The organism is Methylocella sp. CPCC 101449 (assembly GCF_031921685.1).
In the GTDB taxonomy this organism is placed as follows: Bacteria; Pseudomonadota; Alphaproteobacteria; order Rhizobiales; family Beijerinckiaceae; genus Terripilifer.
This window is the reverse complement of sequence record NZ_JAPDHU010000002.1, coordinates 319,858-343,969: the sequence shown is the minus strand read 5'-3', so window position 1 is coordinate 343,969 and position 24,112 is coordinate 319,858. Positions and strand designations below refer to the sequence as shown.

The window sequence follows — 24,112 nt, the reverse complement described above, 5'->3', positions numbered from 1 at the left end:
GCTTTGTCAGGAGCGTGTCAGTAGAGCCTCGATGCTCTTAAAACGCAACGGAGGGGTGTCATGGTTAAACTGCAGGTGTTTGGACCCGGTTTCGGACTGGTCGATCCGAGCCCCTTTGTCATGAAGGCTCATATGCTGCTGCGGATCGCCGGCATCCCCTACGAGCCGGTGCGCGGCGATGTGCGCAAGGCGCCGAAGGGCAAGTTTCCGGTGATCGAGGACGACGGCGAAATCATCGCCGACTCGACTTTCATCCGCCTCCATATCGAAAAGAAATATGGCTTCGACTATGACGCGGGCCTCACGCCGGAACAGCGCGGCTGCGCCTGGGCGGTCGAGAAAATGCTCGAAGACCATGTCTATTGGACGGTGTTGCACGAACGCTGGCTGGAACCTGAAAATTTTGCCCGTGGCCCGGCGCATTTCTTCGACGGCATGCCCGCGCCGCTGCGCCCGCTCATCCGTCACATGGTGGTGAAGGAAGTGCGCAAGAACGCGCATGGCCATGGCATGGGCCGCCATACGAAGGATCAGCGCACCTACTTGGCGAGCCGCGCCATCACGGCGGTGGCGCAGGTGCTCGGCGACAAGCGCTATCTCATGGGCGACAAGCCCTGTGGCGCAGACGCAACGGTCTATGCCTTTCTTACCGCCTCGCTCTGCGAAGTTTTCGACAGCGACATCCGCGGCGAAGTGAAGAAACACGCGAACCTGATCGCCTATGCGCAACGGATGGAAGAACAATATTTCCCCAAGGGCGAAAAGCGCGCCGCCTGATTGGCCGATCCGGCTCCGATCATGTCCGCGATCATGAAGCGTTGATCGTGGGCGGCGAGAGTGATCCAATGAACGTGGGTTTACGGGATCACCTCGCGGGACATGCTTTTTGAAAACAACCCGGACATTTTATCGATCGCTGCTCAAACTCTGCCTGTTGGTCGCGGCCGTTTTGGCCGCGCTCACACCGAGCATGGCGCAACACACTCCCTCCGCTCGCTCCGAGCGTTATCAATTTCGAGACGCCACTTTGCGCCACATTCCCGACTATGACGTGCTCTCGCTGACCTTTCCGCCTGATCTGTGGCAACTCGCCATCGAACAGCGCGACGACTACCTCGCCAAGATCAATCGGGATCCCCTGCCCCTGCAACATCTGCGTCTTCTGCTCGGCCTCGGCGAATTCGTGCACGAAACGTCGACGGAGAATCTCAGCGCCTATTTCGACAATCCCGCCGCCACCCTGGCGCCCGACGTGCTGAAGGCGCTCAATGCCGCGGAACTGTCGGATCGGGCACGCGTGATGGCCGAGGCGATCGCCGTCTTCGGCCCGAATTATCCGATCGAAAACAGAAAGCGCGCCGATTTCTTCTCGAAGAGTTTTTTGCGTGTCGGTGAAGGCATTCTGCCCGATCTCTTCAAACCACCGACGGCCACTGAAACCAAACTACTGGAGTTGGGCAAGCAATTCGTCGGCAAAAAGAAGTTTCGCGACGAAGTGGAGGGTTATGCGGCGCGCGATCCTGTCGTCTCAGCAGCCCTCAAACAAGCCCGTGAAAATCTGTCCGACGACAACCGTCTTTCCTATCTGCAAGAGCAATTGCTGCCGGGCCCCTCCGGCTTCGGCAATGCCGCGACGATCCAAGCGGAGATCGAGCAGATGCCGGGGCCCTATCGCACCGTCTATGTCCTGACACTGCTGATGGGGGAATTGTTCAACGGCGGCATGCATCAGTTCTTCAGCAATTCCAGCGGGGCGTTTGCTCTCCACGCGGCCCAGGCCCTGCGCGATGTCGGCCAGGAAGCCCTTGGCACGACCATCGATCAGGCCATCGCCATGTTCCCCAAGCCCTATCCGATCTCGACGGAAGAACGCCGACGCGTGTCATTCCAACATGAGTGGAATGCCTGGGATGACCAGCTCGATGCTTTGACCAGCTCTGTGGATGGCGAAGACATTCGCAAGGCACTCACCACCTATGCGCGGCGGCAGGACATTCTGCCGCGCTAGCGCAGCCTTTCCAATTGCTCGCTCTCTGCACGCTGCTACACTGCGGGCCATGCCGTCTCCCGCTCGCTCCCTGTTCTGGCCCATTGCGATCCCGATGACGATTGGCGTTCTCTTTCTTTTGGCTGCGGCGGCAAATCTCGCACCCACTCTCGCATTTCTGGCGCGTGCCAAAACGACCGAGGGGATCTTTATCGGCGCCGTCTCCCGCCCTGGCGGCAATCACGGCGGCGTCTTCCTTTACCCGCAGTTTAGTTTCCTGACAGACGCCAACGCAGCCGCCCGCGTCGTGACATCATCGAGCGGCTCGACAAATCCGCCCTATGCGGACGGCGATACGGTGCGCATCTGGTATGATCCAGCTCATCCCGATCAAGCCGTCATCTCGTCCTTCTGGACGCTTTGGGCCGGGCCAACCTTTCTGGCCATTCCCGGCCTGCTTTTCACCCTGATCCCGCTCATCGTTCTCGTGTTCAAGCGCAGGCCGAAAAGCGGCGGAAAAATCGTTCAATCCTGATCAAGGAGCTGATGTCCGATGAAACTCGAAGGTGGTTGTTACTGCGGCAAGGTCCGCTATGTCGCCGAGGGCACGCCACGCTTGCAGGCCGAATGCTATTGCCGCGCCTGCCAGCACATCAGCGGCGGGTCACCGCACATGTTCATGCTCCTGCCGCCCGATGGCTTCCGCTACGTCCAGGGGCAGCCGAAGACTTTCGCGCGCAGCGATCTGGAAAAGCCGGTCACCCGCGAATTCTGCGAAGAGTGCGGCACGCATATGGTCACGCGGCGCCAAGACCTGCCCTTCGTCATCTTGAAGGTCGGCACGCTTGACGATCCAACGGCCTTCGCGCCGCAAATGGCCATTTACACGGCAGAGAAGCAGGCGTTCCACCGCCTGGCGGAAGGTCTGCCGGCTTTCCCCGGCATGCCGCCGCGTTAATTGGTGCGCCTGATCCAAACGTGATTGTCGTGGAAGGCGGCGCCGCCGAAGGGCGCCGGCGTTTCGGCCCGTGTCAGCGTGTTGATGCCCTTGCCATCCTCGAACGCGTGGTTCGGCCAGATGCCTTCCGAGATCAGCACGCCACGCTGCAGGCCAGGGAAAATCCTGGCATGCAGCCGCACTTCGCCGCGCACATTGCCGAGCACGACTTTGTCACCCTCGACAATGGTCAGCGCCGCTGCGTCCTCAGGATGGATCAGCACCGTCGGCCGGCCCTCACGTGCCAGGGATGACGGCGTTTCGTTGAAGGACGAGTTGAGGAAAGAGCGCGACGGACTGGTCGCCAGTTTGAACGGATGCGCTGCGTCTGTCTTCTCGTTGACATCCCAATGGTCAGGCAAGACCGGCATCCGCCGCCACTCTTCCGACAGCTCGCCGCCAAAGGGCACGCGCGACCAATCGGCCTTGAAATGATATTTGCGGTCGGGCCAGCCAAAGCCGTTGAGGAAATGCGCCGTCTCGAAATCCGTCTGCACGTCGCGCCAGTTGATCTTTTCCAACTCTTCGAGCGAACCCCAGCCTGATGAGCGCAGGCCCGCGTCGATATGTTCACGCGGCGTCATGGCAAAGCCTGGATGCTCAGCACCGACCCGCGCCGCGATGGCACAGATCACGTCATGATTGGTGCGGCATTCACCCGGCGGATCGACGAGCTTTTGCGCCAGTTCGATATATTGATGGCCGCCGCCGGTGTAGATGTCGTCATGCTCGAGGAACATGGTGGCCGGCAGAACGATGTCAGCCATCAAAGCCGTTTCGGTCATGAACTGCTCGTGCACCACCAGGAACAGATCCTCGCGGGCAAAGCCCTGTTTGACGCGGGTTTGATCGGGCGCCACCGACACCGGATTGGTGTTCTGGATCAGCATGGCTTTGACCGGCGGGCCGTCCTTCAGCGCATCCTCGTCACCGCAGAGAATGGCACCGACACGTGACTGATCGAGCCAGCGGGTAGAAGGGTCCATCACATCGGCGCCGGTGACCAGAGGCAGTTTCAGCCGATAGATGCCGCCGTTGTTGTGAAAGGCGCCGCCGCCCTCATATTGCCAGGAACCGGCGACGGCCGCGATGCTGGCGGCCGCATGCATGTTGGACGCGCCATTGCGCTGGCGCGAGAAGCCATAGCCGAGACGGAAATACGTCTTCTTCGTCGTGCCGACGAGTTTGGCGAAGGCTTCGATCTCGTCCACCGACAGACCAGTGATGGCGGAGGCCCAATCGGGCCCGCGCGTCGCCAGATGCGCCTCAAGCTCCGCTGGTGCATCGGTGTATTTGTCGAGATAAGCGCGATCCGCCAGGCCATCGCGAAACAGAATGTGCATGACCGCGCAGGCGAGCGCGCCATCGCTGCCCGGCCGCAGGCAGAGCGCCATGTCGGCCTGTTTCATCGTGTCGTTTTGATAGATATCGATGACGACGATCTTCGCCTTGCGCTCCTTGCGGGCGCGCAGGGCATGGGTCATGACATTGACCTGCGTCGAAACCGCATTGGTGCCCCAGATGACGACGCAATCGGATTTCGCCATCTCGCGCGGATCGGGACCGGCAAGAAAGCCAGTGCCGGCGAGAAACCCCGGCCAGGCAAGATTGACGCAGATCGTGCCATTGTGGCGCGAATATTTCTTGGCATGGGCGAGACGGTTGATGCCGTCCTTCATCACCTTGCCCATGGTGCCGGCGTAATAGTTGAGCCAGATGCTTTCAGGTCCGAACGTCTGCTCCGCCTGATTGAAGCGGCGGCCGATTTCATCGAGCGCCTCGTCCCAGGTGATACGCTGGAAGCGCCCCTCGCCTTTCGCACCGATGCGCTTCAACGGATGAAGCAGCCGTTCAGGATGATGGACACGCTCGGCATAGCGCGCCACCTTGGCGCAGATGACACCCGCCGTATAGCTCTGGTCCTTGGCACCGTGGATGCGACCGATCCGCTGGCCGTCGATCACCTCCACGTCGAGCGCGCAGGCCGACGGGCAATCGTGCGGGCAGACGGAGGGACGGCGTTCGATCTTTGGTTCCATCTTGGCCGATGCGTTCATGGTCATGGTTTAAACGCCGTCGCTCGGATTAGCTAGCGGAGCCTCATCGCACCAATGCCTCCGGATTGTCAGCTTCACCGTCGGTCTCGAAGGAAAGCACCCGGTTCATCCGCTCGACGTCGAGCGTACCCTCCCATTTCGACACGACGATGGTGGCGACGCCATTGCCGACCAGATTGGTCAGCGCCCGGCATTCCGACATGAATTTGTCGATGCCCTGAATGGTGGTGATGCCGACTACGGGGATCGTCGGGATCACCGACAGCGTGGCCACGAGCGTGGTGAAGCCGGCCCCTGTCACACCTGCCGCGCCCTTCGAGGTCAGGATCAGCACGGCCATGATGGCGAGCTGGTCGCCGATCGACAGCGAGGTGTTGGTCGCCTGCGCGACGAAGATCGCCGAGAGCGCCAGATACAGGGTGGTGCCGTCGAGGTTGAAGGAATAGCCGGTGGGCACGACGAGACCGACGACGGACTTTTCGCAGCCGAGATTTTCCAGCTTTGCCATCAGGCGCGGCAGCGCCGATTCCGACGACGAGGTGCCAAGCACCAGCAGCAGCTCTTCCTTGATGTAACGCACGAAGGCGATGATGCTGAAACCGGCCCAGCGCGCGACGAGACCCAGGATGATCAGCACGAAGAGGATCGAGGTCACGTAAAAGATGATCAGCAGATAGATCGGATACCACAGGCTGCCGATGCCGAATTTGGACACGACATAAGCCATGGCGCCGAACGCGCCGATGGGCGCCGCCCGCATGATGATGCCGACGATGCCGAACATCACTTTGCCGGCGCGGTCGATCAGATCCAGCACGGGCTTGCCCGGCTCGCCGAGGCGAAACAAAGCAAAGCCGAACAGCACGGCGAGAAACAGCACCGGCAGAATTTCGCCCTTGGCGAACGCTCCGAAGAAACTTTCCGGAATGATGTCGAGAAGGAATTGGGTGGTCGTGCTGTGCTCGGCCGCGGCGGTGAACGTTGCAATCGCATGCGGATCGATCGTCTTTGGATCGATGTTGGCGCCGACGCCCGGATGCAACACGTTGATGACCACCAGGCCGACCACGAGGGCGACCGTCGTCATGATCTCGAAATAGATGATAGCGGTGAGACCGACACGTCCCACCTTCTTCATGCTCTCCATGCCGGCAATGCCGACGACGACGGTGCAAAAGATGATCGGCGCGATGATCATGCGGATCAGCTTGACGAAGCCGTCGCCCAGCGCCTTGACCGCATCGGTGCCGGCGATGTCGGGCCGGAAATAGCCGAGCGCAACGCCCAGCGCGATGGCGATCAGCACCTGAACATACAGATGCGACCACCAGGCTTTGCCTGGGGATGCGGGCTCATGGGTTGCGGAAATGGATGAAGATGACATCGCTGCACCTCTCGGCTGCGAGACAGTTCGTCTTCGCATTGCCGAGGCGGACCGTCACCTTACGGTTATCTGGCCTCGTCATCGGTGAGGCAAATCACGAGATGTTGCTTGCCGGAGCGGCGTTTGACGATGCGCTGCAACAAGACCGAAAGCAAAACAGCCAGGTCACGCGACGGTGACCTGGCTGCCGTAATCTGTGGAACGCTATAAAATCGTTAGCCGACGATTTCGTTGCCGGAGAAGAACTGGGCGATCTCAACGACGGCGGTTTCCGGCGCATCGGAACCATGCGCGGTGTTCTCACCGACGGACTCCGCGAATTCCTTGCGAATGGTGCCCGGCGCGGCATTGGCCGGATTGGTGGCGCCCATCACTTCGCGATATTTGGCGATGGCGTTGTCGCCTTCCAGCACCTGAACGACGACCGGGCCCGAGGTCATGAACTCGACCAGCTCGCCGAAGAACGGGCGTTCCTTGTGAACGGCGTAGAAGGTTTCGGCCTGCGCGCGGGTCATCTGAATGCGCTTCTGAGCGACGATGCGCAGTCCCGCCTTTTCGATCAGCGCATTGACGGCGCCGGTCAGGTTGCGGCGGGTCGCATCGGGCTTGAGGATCGAAAAGGTACGTTCGAGGGCCATCTGGCTGGGCTTTCCTGAAAATCAGTGGAAGGAGCGGCGCTTATAGACGGAGGATTTAACAGGTTCAAGGAACGCCCAAGCAGGCGATTTTGCAGGCGATTTCGGCTTGTTTTAAATATTGATATTCCCGATCAAATATCATAGATGCATCGGCAATATCAATTAAAGATCGATCCATGAATCTCCGCGACCTGCAATACATCATCGCTTTGTCCGAGCACGGCCATTTCGGCAAGGCGGCCGCCGCCTGCAATGTCAGCCAGCCGACCTTGAGCGGTCAGATCGCCAAGCTCGAGGAGGAACTCGGCATCGCGGTGTTTCACCGGGTCGGTCGTTCGGTGCGGCCGACCGAGGCCGGCGAGGAAATCCTCGCCCATGCCCGGCGCGCCGTCTCCGCCTCGCAGGATATCGTCGATATCGCGCGCGCCAATCGCGACCCCCTGTCGGGCCGTCTGCGGCTCGGCGTCATCCCGACGCTCGGCCCCTATCTGATGCCCTATGTGCTGCCGGCGGCGGCCGAGAAACTGCCCAATGCGCCGCTCGTCATCGTCGAGGACCTGACGGGCAATCTCGTGCCCCTGGTGGCGCAGGGCAAGCTGGACGCGGCGATCATCGCCACACCGCCGGAACCGGCAGAACTCACGTCGATGGAGCTGTTCGACGAGCCGTTCTGGGTGGCGACGCCGGCCAATCATCCCCTGCTCGCTTTGAAAACCATCAAGGCTTCCGACATCGATCCGAAGTCGCTGCTGCTGCTCGCCGATGGCCATTGCCTGCGCGACCAGGTGGTCGATCTCTGCCGCCAGCAGGAGGCGAGCGTCGCCGGTCATGCGGATATTCGCGCCACGTCGCTTGAGACGCTCCTGCATCTCACTGGCGCGGGTTTCGGCGTGACGCTCGTGCCGCAGATGGCAATCGAGAGCGGCCGCGCCTCTGGCGTGCAGATGTCGATCCGCCCGCTCGCCGGCGATGATGCGACGCGGCGCATTCGCCTGATCTATCGCCGCAACAGCCCGCGCCTGAAGGCGCTCGTCGAATTGGCGCGCCTGATCCGCGCCGCTTTGCCCGAGCCGATGCGCAAACTGCAAAAATAGAGTCACACGATTGGCCGCGTCGATGATTTTCATCGGCACCGCCGATGCGGTTCGGCTTCACCACAACGATGGATGCGGCGCTTTGCCTCACCTCCTTAGCCCTGCGCGATCAGTCACGTTGACAGTCACCTTCGAATAATTCCAAAAACAATTCCAATCTGGAGCTTGAGGCTGTCAGCAGCCGCCAAAACGCATCCGGAGAGACCGGCAATCGCATGAGTGAGAGGCAAAAAATGGCTCTTAAGGGCAGCAAAACTGAAGACAACCTGAAGGAAGCATTCTCGGGTGAATCCCAGGCCAACCGTCGCTACCTGTATTTCGCTCAAAAGGCCGACGTCGAAGGCTACAATGATGTCGCCGCCGTGTTCCGCTCCACCGCGGAAGGCGAAACCGGCCACGCCCATGGCCACCTCGAATTTCTGGAAGCTTGCGGCGACCCGGCCACCGGCCTGCCGATCGGCGCCACCAACCTGAACCTCGCCGCCGCCGTCGCTGGCGAAACGCACGAATACACCGACATGTATCCGGGCATGGCGCGCACGGCCCGCGAAGAAGGCCACGAGGAAATCGCCGATTGGTTCGAAACGCTGGCCAAGGCCGAGCGTTCGCACGCTGGCCGTTTCCAGCGCGCCCTCGACGAACTCAAGTAAGCACGCCGCAACGTTGAATTGATCCACAGCTGGGTCAGATTTCAGCACGCATGTACTATTTGCGGCCGGAGTTCTCGCTCCGGCCGCTTTCGTCTCACGCCCTGAAGGAACAGAGAAAGCCATGAGAGAGGGAAGTCTCGAAGCGCCGACCCGACATCCAATCGACTGGCAGAATCCTGAGTTCTATGACGAGGAGAAGCTCGACGCCGAACTGCGGCGCGTCTTCGACATCTGTCACGGCTGCCGCCGTTGTTTCAATCTGTGCGACTCCTTCCCGCGGCTGTTCGATCTCGTCGACGCAGCCCCCTCGGAAGAGCTCGACACCGTCGCCAGCAGCGATTTCAAATCGGTCGTCGATGCCTGCACGCTCTGCGACCTGTGCTTCATGACGAAGTGTCCCTATGTGCCGCCGCACTCGTTCGATCTCGATTTCCCGCATCTGATGCTGCGCTACCGTGCCGTCGAAGCGAAAAAGGGCGAAGCTCCGTTCATCGACAAGCAGCTCGCCGAAACCGATCGCAACGGCAAGCTCGTCGGCCTCGTCGCGCCGATCGCCAATGCCGTCACCGCGACGAATAACAAGTTCTCGCGCGCCGTTCTGGAGAAGGTCACCGGGCTCGACGCCCGCGCTGAGCTGCCGACCTATGTCCGTTCGCCGCTGACCAGCACGGCGCGCGCGACGACGCCGGAAATCAACCGCGAAGCGCCAGGCTTCGGCCGCAAGGCCGTGCTCTATGCCACCTGCTTCAACAACTACAATGACCCCGCCCCCGGCCTCGCCGCGCGCGCCGTTCTCGCCCGCAACGGCGTCGAGACCGAAGTGGTGCATCCGCATTGCTGTGGCATGCCGATGCTCGAACAAGGGCATATCGCCGAAGTGGCGAAATCGGCGGAGATCGTCGCCAAGGCGCTCGGCGAGTGGATCGACAAAGGCTATGACGTGATCGCGCTGGTGCCTTCCTGCGCGCTGATGCTGAAATTCGAATGGCCGCTGATCGTGCCCGATAACGAGGCGGTGAAGAAACTGTCGAAGGCCACTTTCGATCTCAGCGAATATGTCGTCGACATCGCCAAGAAGAACGGCATCGCGCCGGGCATGGAACCGATCGCCGGTGGCGTGTCGCTGCACATCTCCTGCCATTCGCGCGCCCAGAACATGGGCCAGAAGGCCAACGAGATGTTGAAGCTGTTGCCGCAAGCCGACGTGCAGGTGATCGAGCGTTGCTCGGGCCACGGCGGCGCCTGGGGCTTCAAGAAGGGCAATTTCGACGTGGCCAAGAAGGTCGGCAGGCCCGTGGCGCGCACGGCGCGCGATGGCGGCAAGGCTTTCGTGACATCGGAATGCCCGCTGGCCGGCGTCCACATCACCCAGGGCATCGATGCGCTGGGCACGGACAAGCCGAAACCGCAACTGGTGAAACATCCGATCCAGTTGCTCGCCCGCGCCTACGGACTCGATTTCTGACGCCAAGCGATTACAAGCAAGCGACTACAAGCTGGCGGGTACAACCCGCGTTCTAAATTCATCAACGAGTAAAACCATGGCCGCCAAACGCGCACTCACCGCCGCCGACATCCTGCCCTGGGCCGAATATGCCAAGGATCGGATGGACACCCGCCGCCGCATCGGCCAGACGAAGCGCAATCGCCGTGTCGACGTCGGCCCCAATGTCACTTTCTATTTCGAAAGTTTCGAAACCATGTGGCTGCAGGTGCAAGAGATGTTGCACATCGAGCGCGGCGGCGAAGAGCAGTTGAAGGACGAACTGGCGGCCTACAATCCTTTGATCCCGCAGGGCCAGGAACTCGTTGCCACCTTCATGATCGAGATCGACGAGCCGGAACGGCGCAAGCGTATTCTCAGCCGCGTCGGCGGCATCGAGGACACCGCCTTCATGATGATCAACGGCGAGAAGATTGCCGGCAGGCCGGAGGAAGACCAGGATCGCACCACCGAAGCGGGCAAGGCCTCCTCGGTGCAGTTCGTCCACTTTGCCTTCAGCCCGGCGCAGATCGAAGCCTTCAAGAAGCCCGGCACGCAAGTGATCGTCGGCCTCGGCCACGAGAACTACAATCACATGGCCGTGCTGACCGAAACGAGCCGCGCCGAATTGGCGAAGGATTTCGATTAAGCGCTGTCGGCAGGCGGACGGATTTTATCCGTACCGGCTGAAGACGAGCGCCGCATTGACGCCGCCGAAGCCGAAAGCGTTGGACAGTACGTGGTCGACCCGAGCCGGCCGCGCGCCATCGGACAGCAGATCGAAGGCCTTCGCTTCGGGCATCGGCGTTTCGATATTGAGGCTTGGCGGCAGGATTTGGTTCTGCAGCGCGAGAACCGAAAACACCGCCTCGATCGCGCCCGCAGCGCCGAGCATGTGGCCCGTTGCCGACTTCGTCGATCCGACAGGCGTGCGCTTCCCGCTCGATGCGAAAATGTTCTCCAGGGCGGCCAACTCGGCCGCATCACCCACAGGCGTCGAGGTGGCATGTGCATTGACGTAGTCGATGGCTTCCGCACCAACGCCTGCCATGGCGAGCGCCATCTGCATGGCGCGTGCGGCCTCGCGACCATCGGGCCATCCGGCCGTCACATGATGAGCATCGGTGGTGGTGCCGTAGCCTGAGAGGACCGCTAGCGGGCGGGCGCCGCGCCGCTGCGCGTGGCTGACCCGCTCGATGACCAGCATCGCCGCCCCTTCCGAGAGCACGAAGCCATCGTGATCAATATCGAAAGGACGCGAAGCGCGCTGCGGTTCATCGTTGAAATTGAACGACAGCGCCTTTGCCGCCGTGAAGCCGCCGATGGCCACGGGATCGACACACCCTTCCGTGCCGCCGCAGAGAGCGATATCGACTTCGCCGGTGCGGATCATGCGCAGCGCATCGCCGATCGCCTGCGCAGAGGCCGCGCAGGCCGTGACTGGCGCACCGGCAGGCCCATGAAAACCGAAACGGATGGACACCTGCCCGGCGGCAAGATTGGGCAAGAACGACGGCACGACGAAGGGCGACAGGCGGCGCACGCCCAATGTTTTCACCGTCTCGGCCGCACCCGTAATCGCGGGAACGCCGCCAACGCCGGTGCCAACGATCGTGGCGGTGCGCGCCCTCTCCTCAAAATTTTCCGGGTGCCAGCCGGCTTGATCCAAAGCTTCCTGTGCCGCGGCCATCGCATAATGGATGAACAGATCGGTGCGGCGCAGATCTTTCGCATCCATCGCCGCTTCCGGATCGAAACCTTCGGGATCCTCCGCGCGTGACGGCACGAGCCCCGCGATGGTGCACTTCCACCCTTGTGTGTCGAAGCGCGTGTTCTGCCTGATACCGCTCTGCCCGGCGAGCAGTCTCTTCCAGTTCGTGGCGACGCCAGCCCCTAAAGGAGACACCGCGCCAAGCCCCGTAACGACAATAGGTTCCTGCACTGAATGGAATTCCCGCATTGATTTATCACCGTGTATATACACGGTATATAGCACACGAGCGGTGTCAGGCAAACCCGGAGATATCCTCACTCTTGCGACAGATGCTTGGCGACCTGGAGATAGGTCTTCGCGTCTCGATCCGATACGCGTTGTCTGAGTTCCGTGTTGGACCGCTGCCATTCGGTCAACAGGCGATCGAGCAAGGTGTTGCCCGCCTTCGTCAGCTCACACAGCCGGGCGTTGCCAACCGCGCCCGAAACCCGTCGCACGAGCCCTTTGCGCTCGAGAAGATCGAGGTTTCGGGTGAGGCTCGTGCGGTCCAAATACACGCGCTGCGCCAAAGTCGCGACCGGCTCACCGGGAAGAAAACGGATGGCCGCCAGGAGCGAGAATTGCTGCACCGTGACCCCTAAGGGTTTCAATTGAGCGTCGTATCGCCGCAACAAGGTTCGGGCGGCGGCAACCGTGTTCAGCACGAGGCATTTTGCAAGATCGTCAGGTAAAACCATGGCGAACGCTACCATAAGCGCTGCCCAATCCGTCAATACAGGGGTTGCATCCGCGGCCAAGTCCGCGCACATGAGCGCCATGTTGCAGATCAACGATCTCACCTACCGCCTCGGACCGCGGGTTCTCTTCGACGACGCCAGCGCCTTCCTGCCGGAACGGGCGCGGATCGGCTTTGTCGGCCGCAATGGCGCGGGCAAGACCACCCTGTTCCGGCTGATCGCCGACGAAATCGCGCCCGAGAGCGGCACCCTGTCCCTGCCGAGCCGCGCACGGCTCGGCCGCGTCGAGCAGGAAGCCCCCGGCGGCCCGCAGAGCCTGATTTCCTTCGTGCTCGATGCGGACAAGGAGCGCGCCGCTTTGCTGGTGGAAGCTGAGACCGCCACCGATGCGCATCGCATCGCCGACATCCAGACCCGGCTCGTCGATATCGAGGCCCATGCCGCCCCAGCGCGAGCGGCGGAAATTCTCGCCGGTCTCGGTTTCAACCACGAGGCGCAACAGAGGCCGCTGTCGGAATTTTCCGGCGGCTGGCGCATGCGCGTGGCGCTGGCGGCGGTTTTGTTCTCGCGGCCCGATCTGCTGCTGCTCGACGAGCCGACCAACTATCTCGATCTCGAAGGTACATTGTGGCTGGTCGAATATCTGCGGACTTATCCGGCGACCATCCTGGTCATCAGCCATGATCGCGACCTGCTCGATGCGGTGGCCGACCATATCCTGCATCTGGAACGCGCCAAGCTCACCGTCTGGCGCGGCAATTATACGAGCTTCGAAAAGCAACGCCGCGAACAACAGGCCATTCAAGCCAAGCACATCAAGAAGCAGGACGAGAAGCGCAAGCATCTGCAATCCTTCGTCGACCGCTTCCGGGCCAAGGCGACCAAGGCACGCCAGGCGCAATCGCGCCTGAAGATGCTCGAAAAGATGGAGCCGATGACAGCCATCGTAGACGAGGATGTGCTGCCGTTCAACTTCCCCTCGCCTGAAAAGCCCCTGTCACCGCCGATCGTCGCCATGGACAATGTCAACGCCGGCTACGACGAACGGGTCGTGCTGTCGCGGCTGAGCCTGTCGATCTCCAACGACGATCGCATCGGCCTGCTCGGCGCCAACGGCAACGGCAAATCGACCTTCGCCAAACTGGTGGCCGGTCGGCTTGAAGCGATGAAGGGCGAGGTCAAGCGTTCGTCGCGGCTCGACGTCGGCTTCTTCGCCCAGCATCAGATCGACGATCTCGAACCCAATGGCACGCCCTACTCCCATATCGCGCGGCTGATGCCGGGTGCCACCCAGGCGCAGATCCGCGCCCGCTGTGCCCGCGCTGGTTTCTCCGGCGGCAAGGCCGATACGCGCGTCACGGAACTGTCGGGTGGCGAGAAGGCGCGCCTATTGATGGCGCTCGCCACCTTCGGCGGCCCGCACCTCATCATCATGGACGAGCCGACCAACCATCTCGACATCGACAGCCGCGCCGCCCTGATCGAGGCGATCAACGAATATGAAGGCGCGATCATTCTGGTCTCGCATGATCGCTATCTGCTCGAAGCCTGCGCCGACCGGCTCTGGCTTGTCACTGAGGGTTCGGTGAAACCGTTCGACGGCGACATGGACGATTATGTTCGCTATGTCCTGGGCAAAGCGGAGCCCCCCAAAAGCGAAGGCAAGCGCGAGACGCCGACACCGGAGAAACGCGACGCGTCGCTCAGCCGCAAGGATGTCTCGCAACTGCGCAAGCGCATCGATGCGGCCGAGCAGAAGATGCACAAATTCGAGGATCTGCGGCGTCGCATTGATGCCATGCTCGCCGATCCCGATGCCTTCAGCCGCGACCCGGCGAAGGCCGGCGAACTGGCGCGCCAGCGCAGCGAAGTCGAAGCCGCCTTGATGAACGCGGAAGAGGAATGGCTGTCGCTCTCAGGCGAGCTTGAAGCGGCTCAGGGATGATCGGCAACCGCTGGCATCGCCACATACGGTGCCAGCAATGCCCGTAATCTTTCCGGGATCGCCCTGCTCTGAATCTTGCCGCCGGGCTCGAACTCGACCCAGACCCGCACGTCCTCGGCTTTAGCCAGGATTTTTTCGCCTTGGCTGATCGTATGCGCGAAGGTCAGGGACTTGGCGCCCAGAGACTTCACTTCGATGGCATGAACGACACGGGCATGCAGGTAGGCCGGTGCGCTATATTCGAATGTCGAGCGAACGGCCGGGAGCCCGCCGATCGACATTTCGGATATGCCACCGTGCGGATCGAAGCCGAGATCGAGCAGGAAAGCATTCAGGCCTTCGACCATCCAGCGCGCGTAATTGGGAAAGAAAATGATCCCGGCCGGATCGCATTCGCCCCAATGGACCAGCCGCTCATAGGAATATCGCTTCGACATCGACATTTAACTCCCTCTCGCGATCGGCAACCAATTCATGTTGCCTCGCCTATTCATTTTGGTGATATTCGATCGTTCAGCGCGTTGAACGCCGACGGAAGAGCACAGACGATCATGCCAAGGGACAAAGTCGCCGGTGGGCGACGGGAACAGAACAAGGCGGAGAAGCTGAAGCGCATCAAAGAGGTGGCCTACTCTCTGTTTGCGACCCGTGGCTACGACCAGACGACGACTGCGCAGATCGCGCACGAAGCCGGCATCGGCATTGCCACCTTGTTCTTCTATGCCGATGATAAGCGCGACCTTCTGTTCCTCATCTTCAACGAGTGGTTCGACACCGTCCTGAACGAGATGGAACGGACGGATTTCAGCGAAAGCAAAATGGTCGACGCTCTGATCAAACTGCTTCGCCCGATGTATGTGCATCATCGGCGGTCTCCGAAGCTTTCGCGCGCGACATTGCGAGAACTCAATTTCTTTTCCAGCGGCAAGCACAGCGATGCTTTCAACGAAAATAACAGGCGCATTCACAAGCTGATCGAGAAGATCATTCGCATCTGCATCGATCGTGGCGAAGTCGCGTCCGACATCAATGTCGAATTCGCAGTGGAGATTGTCTTCGCCACCTATCAAGCTGAAATTCGCCGTTTCATGGCGGAGGATACGGGCAGTATCGAGGGCGCCCTCGATCGGTTGGCACGCATGTTCGCCCTCGTCGTGAGCGGGCTTGGCATGCCCTCAAGCGCGAAGGCACGCAAGGCCAAATAAGCTACCTCACGCGTTCAAAATCGCGACAGCGCGTGTCCATCCGGCCGATGCCTTGTGGATTTTCACCGGAAAGCACGACACCGTGAAACCATGGGACGGCAAAGCTTCGAGATTGCTCAGCTTTTCCATGTGGCAATAGCCGATTTCGACGCTGGCCTTATGGCCTTCCCAGATGATCGATGGATCACCGGTCTCAGTGAAGCGTTTCGCCGTGGCACCGAAGGGCGCATCCCAGCTCCAGCCGTCCGTACCGGTGACGCGAACGCCCTGCCGCGTGAGAAACAAAGTGGCCTCACGCCCCATGCCGCAGCCCTTGTCCAGGAAATCATCCCGGCCATAAGCTCCGCCGGCGGCGGTGTTGACCAGGACGATATCGAGTGGCTTCAGCGCATAGCCAATGCGATCGAGTTCGCGCCTGACGTCATCGGCCGTGCAGACATAGCCGTCCGGCTTATCGCGGAAGTCCAGTTTCACGCCATCGGAGAGACACCATTCGAGCGGCACTTCGTCGATGGTGATGGCGCGCTCGCCATTGTTCATCGTTGGATGGAAATGCCATGGTGCATCGAGATGCGTGCCGTTATGCGTTGAGATCGTTAACGTCTCGACCGCAGCGCCGGCGGCGCCAGGCAGTTGCTCGACGCGCAAGCCGGGAAACATGCGCACGAAATCCGCCGCCCCCTCGCGATGCTGCACGTAGTTGATTTTCGGCAGCATGGAGGGGGGATCGGATGCGATCCCCGCTTTCAGGCCCGCGGAAATATCGATCAAACGCCTCACGATGCGCCTCCAGTTCATTAATTCAGCGGAATCTTCGCCATACGCACATATTCGCCCCACTGCTGAATGGCGGCATGGAACATGGCATTGGCTTCTTCAGGCGTGCGGAACAGCGGATCGCCGCCGCCGATGGCGAGAAACTTCCGTGCGTCCTCGGTCTTGACGATCTGCGTGAACCAATCGCCGATCTTCTGCGCGATCGGCCGTGGCATGCCGACCGGCACCATCACCCCCCACCAGCTGGTGAGATCAATGGGCACACCAGATTCTTTCATGGTCGGAATGTCAGGGACGACCTGCGAGCGTTCACCCGAGCTGACGGCAAGAATGCGCATGCTGCCCTGGCGCATCTGCGCGAGAGCAAAAACCGAGTCAAACAAGCCGTAGTCAATCCGGCCGCTTTCCATCTCTCCGAGCGCATCAGCCGGATTGCGATAGGCAATCTCCACCGCCTCAAGGCCGGCAGCCTGATTGTAGAGGGCGCCCATGATCGTGCCGACCGTGGTCGACGTAGCAAAGGACGCGCCGGCGCCCTTCTTCTTCATCGCCTGCGTCAATTCGGCCACGGTTTTATAGGGGCTTTTGGCATCAACCGCGAGCGTGAAGGGCAAGGTATTGATGGTCGCGATGACCTCCAACGCCTTGCCGACATCGACGGGCGGACTTTTGTAGAGATGCTGCGACGCGGCGACCGTTGTCGCCGAGAAGGGATAGATCGTATAGCCGTCAGGCTTCGAACGCGCGACATATTCGGTCGCCACATTGCTGTTCGCGCCCGGCTTGTTTTCGACGACGATGGTCTTGCCGGCGAGAACACGAAGCTTTTCGGCGAAGTAGCGAACGTTGACATCGGCACCCGTCCCCGGCGGAAAGCCGACGATCAAACGTATCTCGCGATTGGGATAGTCCTGCGCTTGCAGGTATGGCGTTGACAGGCCGGTCAACAACAAGACCGACAAACACGAAAGCACGGAACGACGCGCAAACATTGAGACCCCTCCAAGTCTTATCGTGAGCTTCTGCTTTCCCTTCACCGCCTGGCCGGCAAACCGATCATCTCTCGCGCCTCGGCCGGGCTCGCGGGCTCCATACCCAGTTCCCGAATGATGCGAACCTGCCGTTCGACAAGCATTTCGTTGGTGGCATGGACGCCGCGCGCATACATCAGATTGTCTTCAAGGCCGACGCGCACATGGCCGCCCAGCAAAATCGCCTGCGTCGTCGCGGGAAGCTGCGCATTGCCGATGGCCGAGACACAGAAGACGGATTGTGGCGGCAGCAGGCTGACCATCGATGAGAGAACGTCGGTCGAATAAGGCATACCGCCCTGGAAGCCACGCTCGGCGCCAAGGACGATGTTGACGTAATAAGGCGGCTTGTCGAAGCCGGCTTTGATGAGCCTCGTCAGGTCTTGCAGAATATGGGCTGGGTTAAAGACCTCCCACTCCGGCTTGATCCCTTTCTCCTGAAGGGCCGTCGCCAATCGGTTGCACTGGGATGGCGTCGTCGGAACGATGATCTCGCGGCCATCGAATGTGGCGGCGACCGTGAAGCCGTCAAAGGTCGCCATCTCGGCCTCAGCCTCGATGCCGAGCATGCGATGTTCGAAATCCGACTCCCAAAGACCATCGGAACGTTGGACCACGACATCCCCGTCGATGCCGCCACCTGTTGAATTGTTGATGATGATGTCGCAACGCTCTTTGACGAGATCATTGATCTTTTTGTAGATCGCCGGATCGCACGTGGCTTGATCGTCCGCCCGCCGGGCATGAATCGCCGCGATGGAAGCGCCGGCCTTGGTACAATTCTTCAAGGTTTCGGCAATTTCTTCCGGCTGGGTCGGCAGGTGTGGATTCTGCGACTTCTTCGCCATTCCTCCCGTCGGCGCAACGGTGACCATCACTTTCCTGGACATGCCTCTCTCCGACTCTTCTGCGTTCAATCATCATTTGATCGAGAGACCGCACTTCACCGTCCGCCGGCTCATGCGAGCCGCGGTTCAGAAAGCGCATGACACGAGCTGTAAAGCAGCCGGTGTCAGCGCCTCTTGACGAGGAAGCGGAACAATCGAGATCAACCGTATCGGTCACGATAAGCGCTGCGCCTGGAACGGCCGCGCTTCCAACAGGCCCTTCTCCCTATCCTGATATGCCTTAGCCGCGTGAAGCAGCTCACGCCTAAAAATTATCGACTATACTCGAATTGTCAATACGGCAGTTGCGTATGGCCATGGATAGGCTTGATGCCGCCGGCAATGAAACAAGGGTAATTATATCCATGATATTGCGACTATCGGCAGGACAATGAATTGCCGACAGCCCAACGGAAGGGACTTCAAGTGGCGCAAATAAATTTTGATTATAGTCTGTTTTATGCCGTAGGCACTCAAACGTTCGTTCGCGCCGGGCGCAGGACGAAGCCCGCGACAGCCATCATCATCGCGACAGCGATCGCCGCGATGATCCATTCGGTCGCGATGTAACCGACGCCGGCGATGAGATGGGCGATCGGCCACGGCGTCGCATAAAGACCGAAGTAGAACGAGGAGATGTTAACGGACTGCGGACCGGAGCGATCCTGCGGCTCAAGCCCTTCGACCACCCATGCGGCGACCACCGGTAGCATGATGCTGTTGCCGATGCCATAAGCGAGCGCGCCGACGATCATCAGCAGCGGCCCGTTCGCCAGAGCGATCAGCGCAAAACCCGCAGCATAAGTGCCGAGGCTCGCGATCACGAGAACCGGCAGTGCCATCGACGCCAGCACGCGCATGGCCACGAAACGCATCGCCACCAAAGCGATGGATGAGGGCACATAGAAAGCGGCCAGAGCAATGGCGCGCTGATGCAGGTCTGCGGCGAGATAGCTGGTCGAATAGCCATAGAGCATGCCGCCGATCAGGATCGTCGCATAGGGCAACAGCAGCCGCTTCTGCAGACCAGCACCAAGATTGAGACCGCCGCTGTCGCTCGGCCGCGCCGCTGCGCGCAACAGATAGGTGATGGCGATGGCAAAAGCCGAGGGCAGTGCGGCTTCCGCGAAAAGCGTAGCGAAGCCATAGTGCTCCAGCGTCCAGGCACCGATGGGCGGCGCAATAGCGGCTAGCGGGATGACGGCGGAAAAGACGGTGATGAAATAGACGAAGCGTTTGCGATTGATCCGGCTCTGCGAATAGACCATCGCCGCCGGCAAAAACAGGCCCACTCCCGCCCCCTGTATCAGGCGTGCCAGCAACGACAGCCAAAAGCTTTCGCGCGTGAAAGCGATGCTTCCCATGCCGATCATGGTGAGGAAGATCGCCAGCCGCACGGTCGGCAGGATACCGATGCGCGCGCAGATCATGCTCGACAGCAAAGCCGCCAGCATGGCGGGAATGGCGAACAGGCTCAGCAGCAGGCCCGCGTCCTGCAGCGAATGGCCGGAGCGTTCGAAGACGATCGCCAGCAGCGACGAGTAGTTGTTGGTGAAAGAGAAGAAAAAGCCGACGAGACAGATGGCGATGAATTCGCCGCGGGCCCGCGCATCGATAAAACCGGCCGCTACCGCCGCATCGTCCCTCTGGCCTCCCACGCTGTTTCGCTCCGCTTAATGCGTCAGGCTTTCTTGTCCCAACCGCCTGTTTCGGCCTGCTGCCAGTAAGAGACCGCGAGACCGGCGTCCTTCAGCCGCTTCCAATTGGCGCGCGCTGCGGCCAATTGATCGTCGTCGTTGCCGTCGAAAAGGATCAGAACACGCTCATAGGTGCTGTCGGCGCCAATAGCAGCTACATCGGCGCCATCGACCATGAAACGCGCCTGTGCGCCATTGGGATTTGCGGCATCGACGGTGAGAAACACCGGCATCATCTCGGCGTCGCCATCGCGCGCCGTACCATGCGCCAGGAAACTCGAATCCGCATAGGTCCACAGAAGATCGTCGAGGAAGGCGATCCGCTCCTCGCTGCCCGACTGCACCACGGCCCGCCAGCCTCGCTGCAAGGTCTTTTCCAGCAGCGCCGGCAAGACCCGCTCCAGCGGCTGACGGGTGAGATGGTAGAACCAAACCTCCGTCATGACCCTGGCTAGTCGTAAGCGAGGACGATGAAGGTACGATCGGTTTTCGTCCACATCGCCGCGAGATCGCCCGCCGCTCCCGCGTGGCGTTCGACCTTGCCGGAGACCGAGACGTCGCCGCGCTCTTCGGAAGCACGCAGATAATCCGCCGCCTCGCCGCTCATGCCGATGATGTTCTGGGTGGCGCGATTGCGCGACCATTTCAGCCCGGCCATGGCGGCGGCGAGCTGCACGCGGAAGAAGGCATCGCGGCCGGCGGGTGTCGAGGGCATCTGCAACTGCACCTCGAAGCGTACGAAACGCGTGCCGTCGCAGGTCAAGCGACCTTCCACGGCCGAATTGGTGGTCAGTTCGCGCGTGTCGCCGCGCACACCGCGCGAGACCACCACGGAGCGACCGAATTGCGGCGACAATTCCGGCACCGCATGGGCGAAAGTGTCTTGAAACTCAGCACAGGTCAGCGCGGCGGCGGCAACAGGCGATACGGCGGCGAGACTTGCCGCCAACATCGCTAAACCCGCGAACTGCACTTTCAACGTCCCGGACATGGTGTCATGCCTCGTAGTGACTGGCGACGAGATTGTTGAGCAGGCGCACGCCCCAGCCCGAACCCCAGCTCTGGTTGATGTCATTGGCCGGCGAAGACATGCCGGTGCCGGCAATATCAAGATGCGCCCATGGCACTTTGTTGACAAAGCGCTGCAAAAATTGCGCGGCAGTGATGGAACCGGCAAACCGGCCGCCAACATTCTTCATATCGGCGAATTTCGAATCGATCAGCTTGTCATAAGCCGGGCCCAGCGGCATGCGCCAGACGCGCTCGCCAGTCTCGGTGCCGGATGCGGCGAGCCGCGTGCTCAACTGATCGTTGTTGCTGAACAGGCCGGCATATTCATTGCCGAGCGCCACCAGGATGGCGCCGGTCAAGGTCGCCAGATTGACCATGAACTGCGGCTTGTACTTGTCCTGAATGTACCAGAGCACGTCGGCCAGCACGAGGCGGCCTTCCGCGTCGGTATTGATGACTTCGATCGTCTGCCCCGACATGGAGGTGACGATGTCGCCCGGACGCTGAGCATTGCCGTCGGGCATGTTCTCGACGAGGCCGATGGCGCCGATGGCATTGACTTTCGCCTTGCGGGCGGCGAGCGCATGCATCAGACCGACGACGCAAGCCGCGCCCGCCATATCGCCCTTCATGTCTTCCATGCCGCCGGCCGGTTTGATCGAAATGCCGCCGGTGTCGAAGGTCACGCCCTTGCCGATGAAGGCAACGGGTTTGCTCTTGGCGTTGCGCGCGCCATTCCAGCGCATCACGACCATGCGGCTTTCGCGCACCGAGCCCTGGCCGACGCCGAGCAGCGCGCCCATGCCGAGCTTCTTCATCTGCTTCACGTCGAGCACATCGACCTGCACGCCGAGCTTCTTGAGCTGCTGCGCGCGACGGGCGAATTCTTCCGGATAGAGAATGTTGGCCGGCTCGTTGACGAGATTGCGCGCCACATAGGTCCCATCGGCAATGGCATCGCGCGCGACAGCCTCGCGTTTGGCTTCGGCGACATTGGCGACACCGACGCCGATGTTCAGGCTGTCGTCCTTGGCGCCGTTCTCGGTCTTCTTGGTCTTATAGGTATCGAACTTATAGGCGCGCAGACGCAGGCCGAGCACGAAGTCCGCCGCCGCGCCGCCATCGGCGCCATTCGGCGGATCGAGCTGAATGTTCACCGCGCCCTTGCCGAGCTTGCCCATGGTGAAACCGCCGAGGGTGACGAAATCGAGCTTCGACGCCTCATCGCTATCGGCTTTGGCATTGTCCGATTTCGCACTGTCCGATTTGGCTTGCGCAGTGCCGATCACCAACAGCCGTTCGGCGTCGAGCCCCTCGGGCGCCAGAATTTCCAGCGACGACGACTTGCGTCCGGTGAAACCCGCCGTCTTGGCGGCACGCTTCAGCACTTCGCCTGCCGCGCCCAGCAGTTTCTCGGTGGTCGCCGAAAGTTTCAGGTCCTCGCCGGCGAAGACGACCAGAGTCTGGGCGCCGCCACGGCCCTTGGCGGCCTTCTTGGTGGCAGGCGACAGGGGCGCAAATTCGATGGTCACATTCCGCGGCATGAAATCCTCGCGTTTCGTCGCGCCGGGCGCATTTCACTGATGTGTCGCTTTTGGGCGCAATTCCGGTTGCAAGCAATATAAGTTTTGCAACATGGGCTTGCAGACGGCGCGACGCAACCGGCCTCGTGCGCTGCTCTAGCCCAGCAGCGGCGCGAAGAAAAATGCCGTCGGCGAGATAGCGACAGCTTTTGCGCCACGCGTTAGAACAGATTTCACTTTGGTTGGAGGTGTGGCCATCAGGCCACGCCGATTTTGAAACGAGGGCGAACGTGTCGAACGCAGGCGAAAATGCAGACGGTTTCTTCCCAGGATTCCGCCTGTTCGATATCAAGACGGCGGGGGCCACCATCCACGGGCGCATTGGCGGTTCCGGCCCGCCCCTGCTGCTGCTGCACGGTTCTCCACAAACCCACGTCATGTGGCACAAGGTGGCGCCGATCCTGGCCGAGCGATTCACCGTGGTCGTCGCCGATCTGCGCGGCTATGGCGACAGTTCCAAGCCGGAAAGCGCTGCGGATCACGGTCCTTACACCAAGCGAGCCATGGCCCAGGACATGGCCGAAGTGATGAGCGCGCACGGCTTCGATCAGTTCATGGTCGCAGGCCACGACCGGGGCGGCCGGGTGGCGCATCGGCTTGCCCTCGACCATGCGGCACGGGTCCAGAAAATCGCCGTCCTCGACATCGCGCCGACCCGGGAAATGTATGCTGGCACCAACGACGCCTTCGCCCGTGCCTATTGGCACTGGTTTTTCCTGATTCAGCCGGCGCCATTTCCGGAGAAGCTGATTGGCGCGGATCCGGACGCCTATTTCCTGCGCGGTCGCAGCGTCCAGTCAGCATCCACCCCGTTCGATCCCGCGGCGCTGGCCGAATATATGCGCTGTTTCCGTAATCCACAGACAATTCACGCCAACTGCGAGGACTATCGCGCCGCCGCCACGACCGACATCGCCCACGACAATGCGGACGGCGGCAAGATGGTGGAAGCGCCTTTCCTGGTGCTTTGGGGCAAGGATGGCGTCATGGAGAGCTGTTTCGACACTCTGGCCTTGTGGCGGCAGCGCGCCCGGCACGTAGAGGGCTATACCCTGCCCGGCGGCCATTATCTTGCCGAACAATTGCCGAAAGAGACAGCGCAGGCGCTGCTGCGATTCTTTTCGACCTAAAAACAGTGCCTCACTGCCGCCTTACACCAGTTATAGTGGGCAGAAGTGGTGGCCTAGTTGATGTTCCGAACCGAACGATCTAGGCCTGCAGTCTTTGAAGCGGGA

24 protein-coding genes are annotated in these 24,112 nt (G+C 61.0%); 11 read left to right on the top strand and 13 right to left on the bottom strand.

The features are described 5' to 3' along the window. Nucleotides 1-60: 60 nt before the first annotated feature. The 4 genes from OIM99_RS12240 to OIM99_RS12225 all read left to right on the top strand — a co-directional run bounded on the left by OIM99_RS12240 (nt 61) and on the right by OIM99_RS12225 (nt 2,945). Nucleotides 61-777: a glutathione S-transferase family protein gene (locus tag OIM99_RS12240; protein ID WP_311850690.1), complete on the top strand. Its 717-nt coding sequence runs from the start codon at nt 61-63 to the stop codon at nt 775-777. Between the two features lie 250 nt (nt 778-1,027). Continuing rightward, entirely contained in the window at nt 1,028-2,008 is a 981-nt protein-coding gene (locus OIM99_RS12235; RefSeq protein ID WP_311850689.1) for a DUF4375 domain-containing protein, read from the top strand. Between the two features lie 94 nt (nt 2,009-2,102). Then, nucleotides 2,103-2,522 carry a DUF3592 domain-containing protein gene (locus tag OIM99_RS12230; RefSeq protein WP_311850688.1) on the top strand — a complete coding sequence of 140 codons (420 nt, stop codon included), beginning with the start codon at nt 2,103-2,105 and terminating at the stop codon, nt 2,520-2,522. Between the two features lie 18 nt (nt 2,523-2,540). Then, nucleotides 2,541-2,945: a GFA family protein gene (locus OIM99_RS12225; RefSeq protein WP_311850687.1), complete on the top strand. Its 405-nt coding sequence runs from the start codon at nt 2,541-2,543 to the stop codon at nt 2,943-2,945. Here OIM99_RS12225 and OIM99_RS12220 read toward each other — a convergent pair. The 3 genes from OIM99_RS12220 to ndk form a co-directional block, all read right to left on the bottom strand. Continuing rightward, nucleotides 2,942-5,047 (bottom strand): molybdopterin oxidoreductase family protein, encoded by a 2,106-nt coding sequence (locus OIM99_RS12220; RefSeq protein ID WP_311850686.1) that lies wholly within the window; start codon nt 5,045-5,047, stop codon nt 2,942-2,944. The genes OIM99_RS12225 and OIM99_RS12220 overlap by 4 nt on opposite strands. Nucleotides 5,048-5,084: 37 nt before the next feature. Then, a complete protein-coding gene (locus OIM99_RS12215; protein WP_311850685.1) occupies nt 5,085-6,425 on the bottom strand; it encodes a dicarboxylate/amino acid:cation symporter in 1,341 nt (446 codons plus the stop codon). A gap of 215 nt (nt 6,426-6,640) precedes the next feature. Then, nucleotides 6,641-7,063 carry a nucleoside-diphosphate kinase gene (ndk, locus tag OIM99_RS12210; protein WP_311850684.1) on the bottom strand — a complete coding sequence of 141 codons (423 nt, stop codon included), beginning with the start codon at nt 7,061-7,063 and terminating at the stop codon, nt 6,641-6,643. A 176-nt stretch (nt 7,064-7,239) separates the two neighbouring features. On the opposite strand from ndk, the gene OIM99_RS12205 reads away from it, so the two are divergent. The 4 genes from OIM99_RS12205 (at nt 7,240) to OIM99_RS12190 (ending at nt 10,939) form a co-directional block, all read left to right on the top strand. After that, the gene (locus OIM99_RS12205; protein ID WP_311850683.1) at nt 7,240-8,157 is read left to right on the top strand and encodes a LysR substrate-binding domain-containing protein; all 918 of its coding nucleotides are present in this window, start codon (nt 7,240-7,242) and stop codon (nt 8,155-8,157) included. A gap of 233 nt (nt 8,158-8,390) precedes the next feature. Further along, a complete protein-coding gene (locus OIM99_RS12200) occupies nt 8,391-8,807 on the top strand; it encodes a rubrerythrin family protein (protein WP_311850682.1) in 417 nt (138 codons plus the stop codon). 121 nt (nt 8,808-8,928) lie between these two features. Beyond that, nucleotides 8,929-10,272: a heterodisulfide reductase-related iron-sulfur binding cluster gene (locus tag OIM99_RS12195; protein ID WP_311850681.1), complete on the top strand. Its 1,344-nt coding sequence runs from the start codon at nt 8,929-8,931 to the stop codon at nt 10,270-10,272. 76 nt (nt 10,273-10,348) lie between these two features. Continuing rightward, on the top strand, nt 10,349-10,939 hold the full coding sequence (locus OIM99_RS12190) for a DUF3501 family protein (RefSeq protein ID WP_311850680.1): 591 nt from the start codon (nt 10,349-10,351) through the stop codon (nt 10,937-10,939). Between the two features lie 24 nt (nt 10,940-10,963). On the opposite strand, the gene fabF is transcribed toward OIM99_RS12190, so the two are convergent. Then, the gene (gene fabF / locus OIM99_RS12185; RefSeq protein ID WP_311850679.1) at nt 10,964-12,232 is read right to left on the bottom strand and encodes a beta-ketoacyl-ACP synthase II; all 1,269 of its coding nucleotides are present in this window, start codon (nt 12,230-12,232) and stop codon (nt 10,964-10,966) included. An 86-nt stretch (nt 12,233-12,318) separates the two neighbouring features. Next, entirely contained in the window at nt 12,319-12,756 is a 438-nt protein-coding gene (locus tag OIM99_RS12180) for a MarR family transcriptional regulator (protein WP_311850678.1), read from the bottom strand. 64 nt (nt 12,757-12,820) lie between these two features. Here OIM99_RS12180 and OIM99_RS12175 point away from each other — a divergent pair, with 64 nt between their 5' ends. Next, entirely contained in the window at nt 12,821-14,686 is a 1,866-nt protein-coding gene (locus tag OIM99_RS12175; RefSeq protein WP_311852258.1) for an ABC-F family ATP-binding cassette domain-containing protein, read from the top strand. Here OIM99_RS12175 and OIM99_RS12170 read toward each other — a convergent pair. Next, nucleotides 14,677-15,123, bottom strand: a complete 447-nt coding sequence (locus tag OIM99_RS12170) for a thioesterase family protein (protein WP_311850677.1) — start codon at nt 15,121-15,123, stop codon at nt 14,677-14,679. The genes OIM99_RS12175 and OIM99_RS12170 overlap by 10 nt on opposite strands. On the opposite strand from OIM99_RS12170, the gene OIM99_RS12165 reads away from it, so the two are divergent. Further along, a complete protein-coding gene (locus tag OIM99_RS12165) occupies nt 15,088-15,891 on the top strand; it encodes a TetR/AcrR family transcriptional regulator (RefSeq protein WP_311850676.1) in 804 nt (267 codons plus the stop codon). The two genes, OIM99_RS12170 and OIM99_RS12165, sit on opposite strands and share 36 nt — an antisense overlap. A gap of 6 nt (nt 15,892-15,897) precedes the next feature. Here OIM99_RS12165 and OIM99_RS12160 read toward each other — a convergent pair whose 3' ends face one another. The 7 genes from OIM99_RS12160 to OIM99_RS12130 all read right to left on the bottom strand — a co-directional run bounded on the left by OIM99_RS12160 (nt 15,898) and on the right by OIM99_RS12130 (nt 22,838). Then, on the bottom strand, nt 15,898-16,674 hold the full coding sequence (locus OIM99_RS12160) for a cyclase family protein (protein ID WP_311852257.1): 777 nt from the start codon (nt 16,672-16,674) through the stop codon (nt 15,898-15,900). Between the two features lie 14 nt (nt 16,675-16,688). Then, nucleotides 16,689-17,660 carry a tripartite tricarboxylate transporter substrate binding protein gene (locus OIM99_RS12155; protein WP_311850675.1) on the bottom strand — a complete coding sequence of 324 codons (972 nt, stop codon included), beginning with the start codon at nt 17,658-17,660 and terminating at the stop codon, nt 16,689-16,691. Nucleotides 17,661-17,701: 41 nt separating this feature from the next. Continuing rightward, complete coding sequence (locus tag OIM99_RS12150; protein ID WP_311850674.1) at nt 17,702-18,589, bottom strand: 3-keto-5-aminohexanoate cleavage protein; 888 nt, start codon at nt 18,587-18,589, stop codon at nt 17,702-17,704. A gap of 470 nt (nt 18,590-19,059) precedes the next feature. Beyond that, the gene (locus OIM99_RS12145; protein WP_311850673.1) at nt 19,060-20,244 is read right to left on the bottom strand and encodes an MFS transporter; all 1,185 of its coding nucleotides are present in this window, start codon (nt 20,242-20,244) and stop codon (nt 19,060-19,062) included. A gap of 23 nt (nt 20,245-20,267) precedes the next feature. Continuing rightward, nucleotides 20,268-20,726, bottom strand: a complete 459-nt coding sequence (locus tag OIM99_RS12140) for a DNA polymerase III subunit chi (protein ID WP_311850672.1) — start codon at nt 20,724-20,726, stop codon at nt 20,268-20,270. Nucleotides 20,727-20,734: 8 nt separating this feature from the next. Continuing rightward, the gene (locus OIM99_RS12135; RefSeq protein WP_311850671.1) at nt 20,735-21,274 is read right to left on the bottom strand and encodes a hypothetical protein; all 540 of its coding nucleotides are present in this window, start codon (nt 21,272-21,274) and stop codon (nt 20,735-20,737) included. 4 nt (nt 21,275-21,278) lie between these two features. Next, a complete protein-coding gene (locus tag OIM99_RS12130; RefSeq protein ID WP_311850670.1) occupies nt 21,279-22,838 on the bottom strand; it encodes a leucyl aminopeptidase in 1,560 nt (519 codons plus the stop codon). Nucleotides 22,839-23,107: 269 nt separating this feature from the next. Between OIM99_RS12130 and OIM99_RS12125 the strand changes: the two genes are divergently transcribed. Next, the gene (locus tag OIM99_RS12125) at nt 23,108-24,007 is read left to right on the top strand and encodes an alpha/beta hydrolase (RefSeq protein WP_311850669.1); all 900 of its coding nucleotides are present in this window, start codon (nt 23,108-23,110) and stop codon (nt 24,005-24,007) included. Nucleotides 24,008-24,112: the final 105 nt, after the last annotated feature.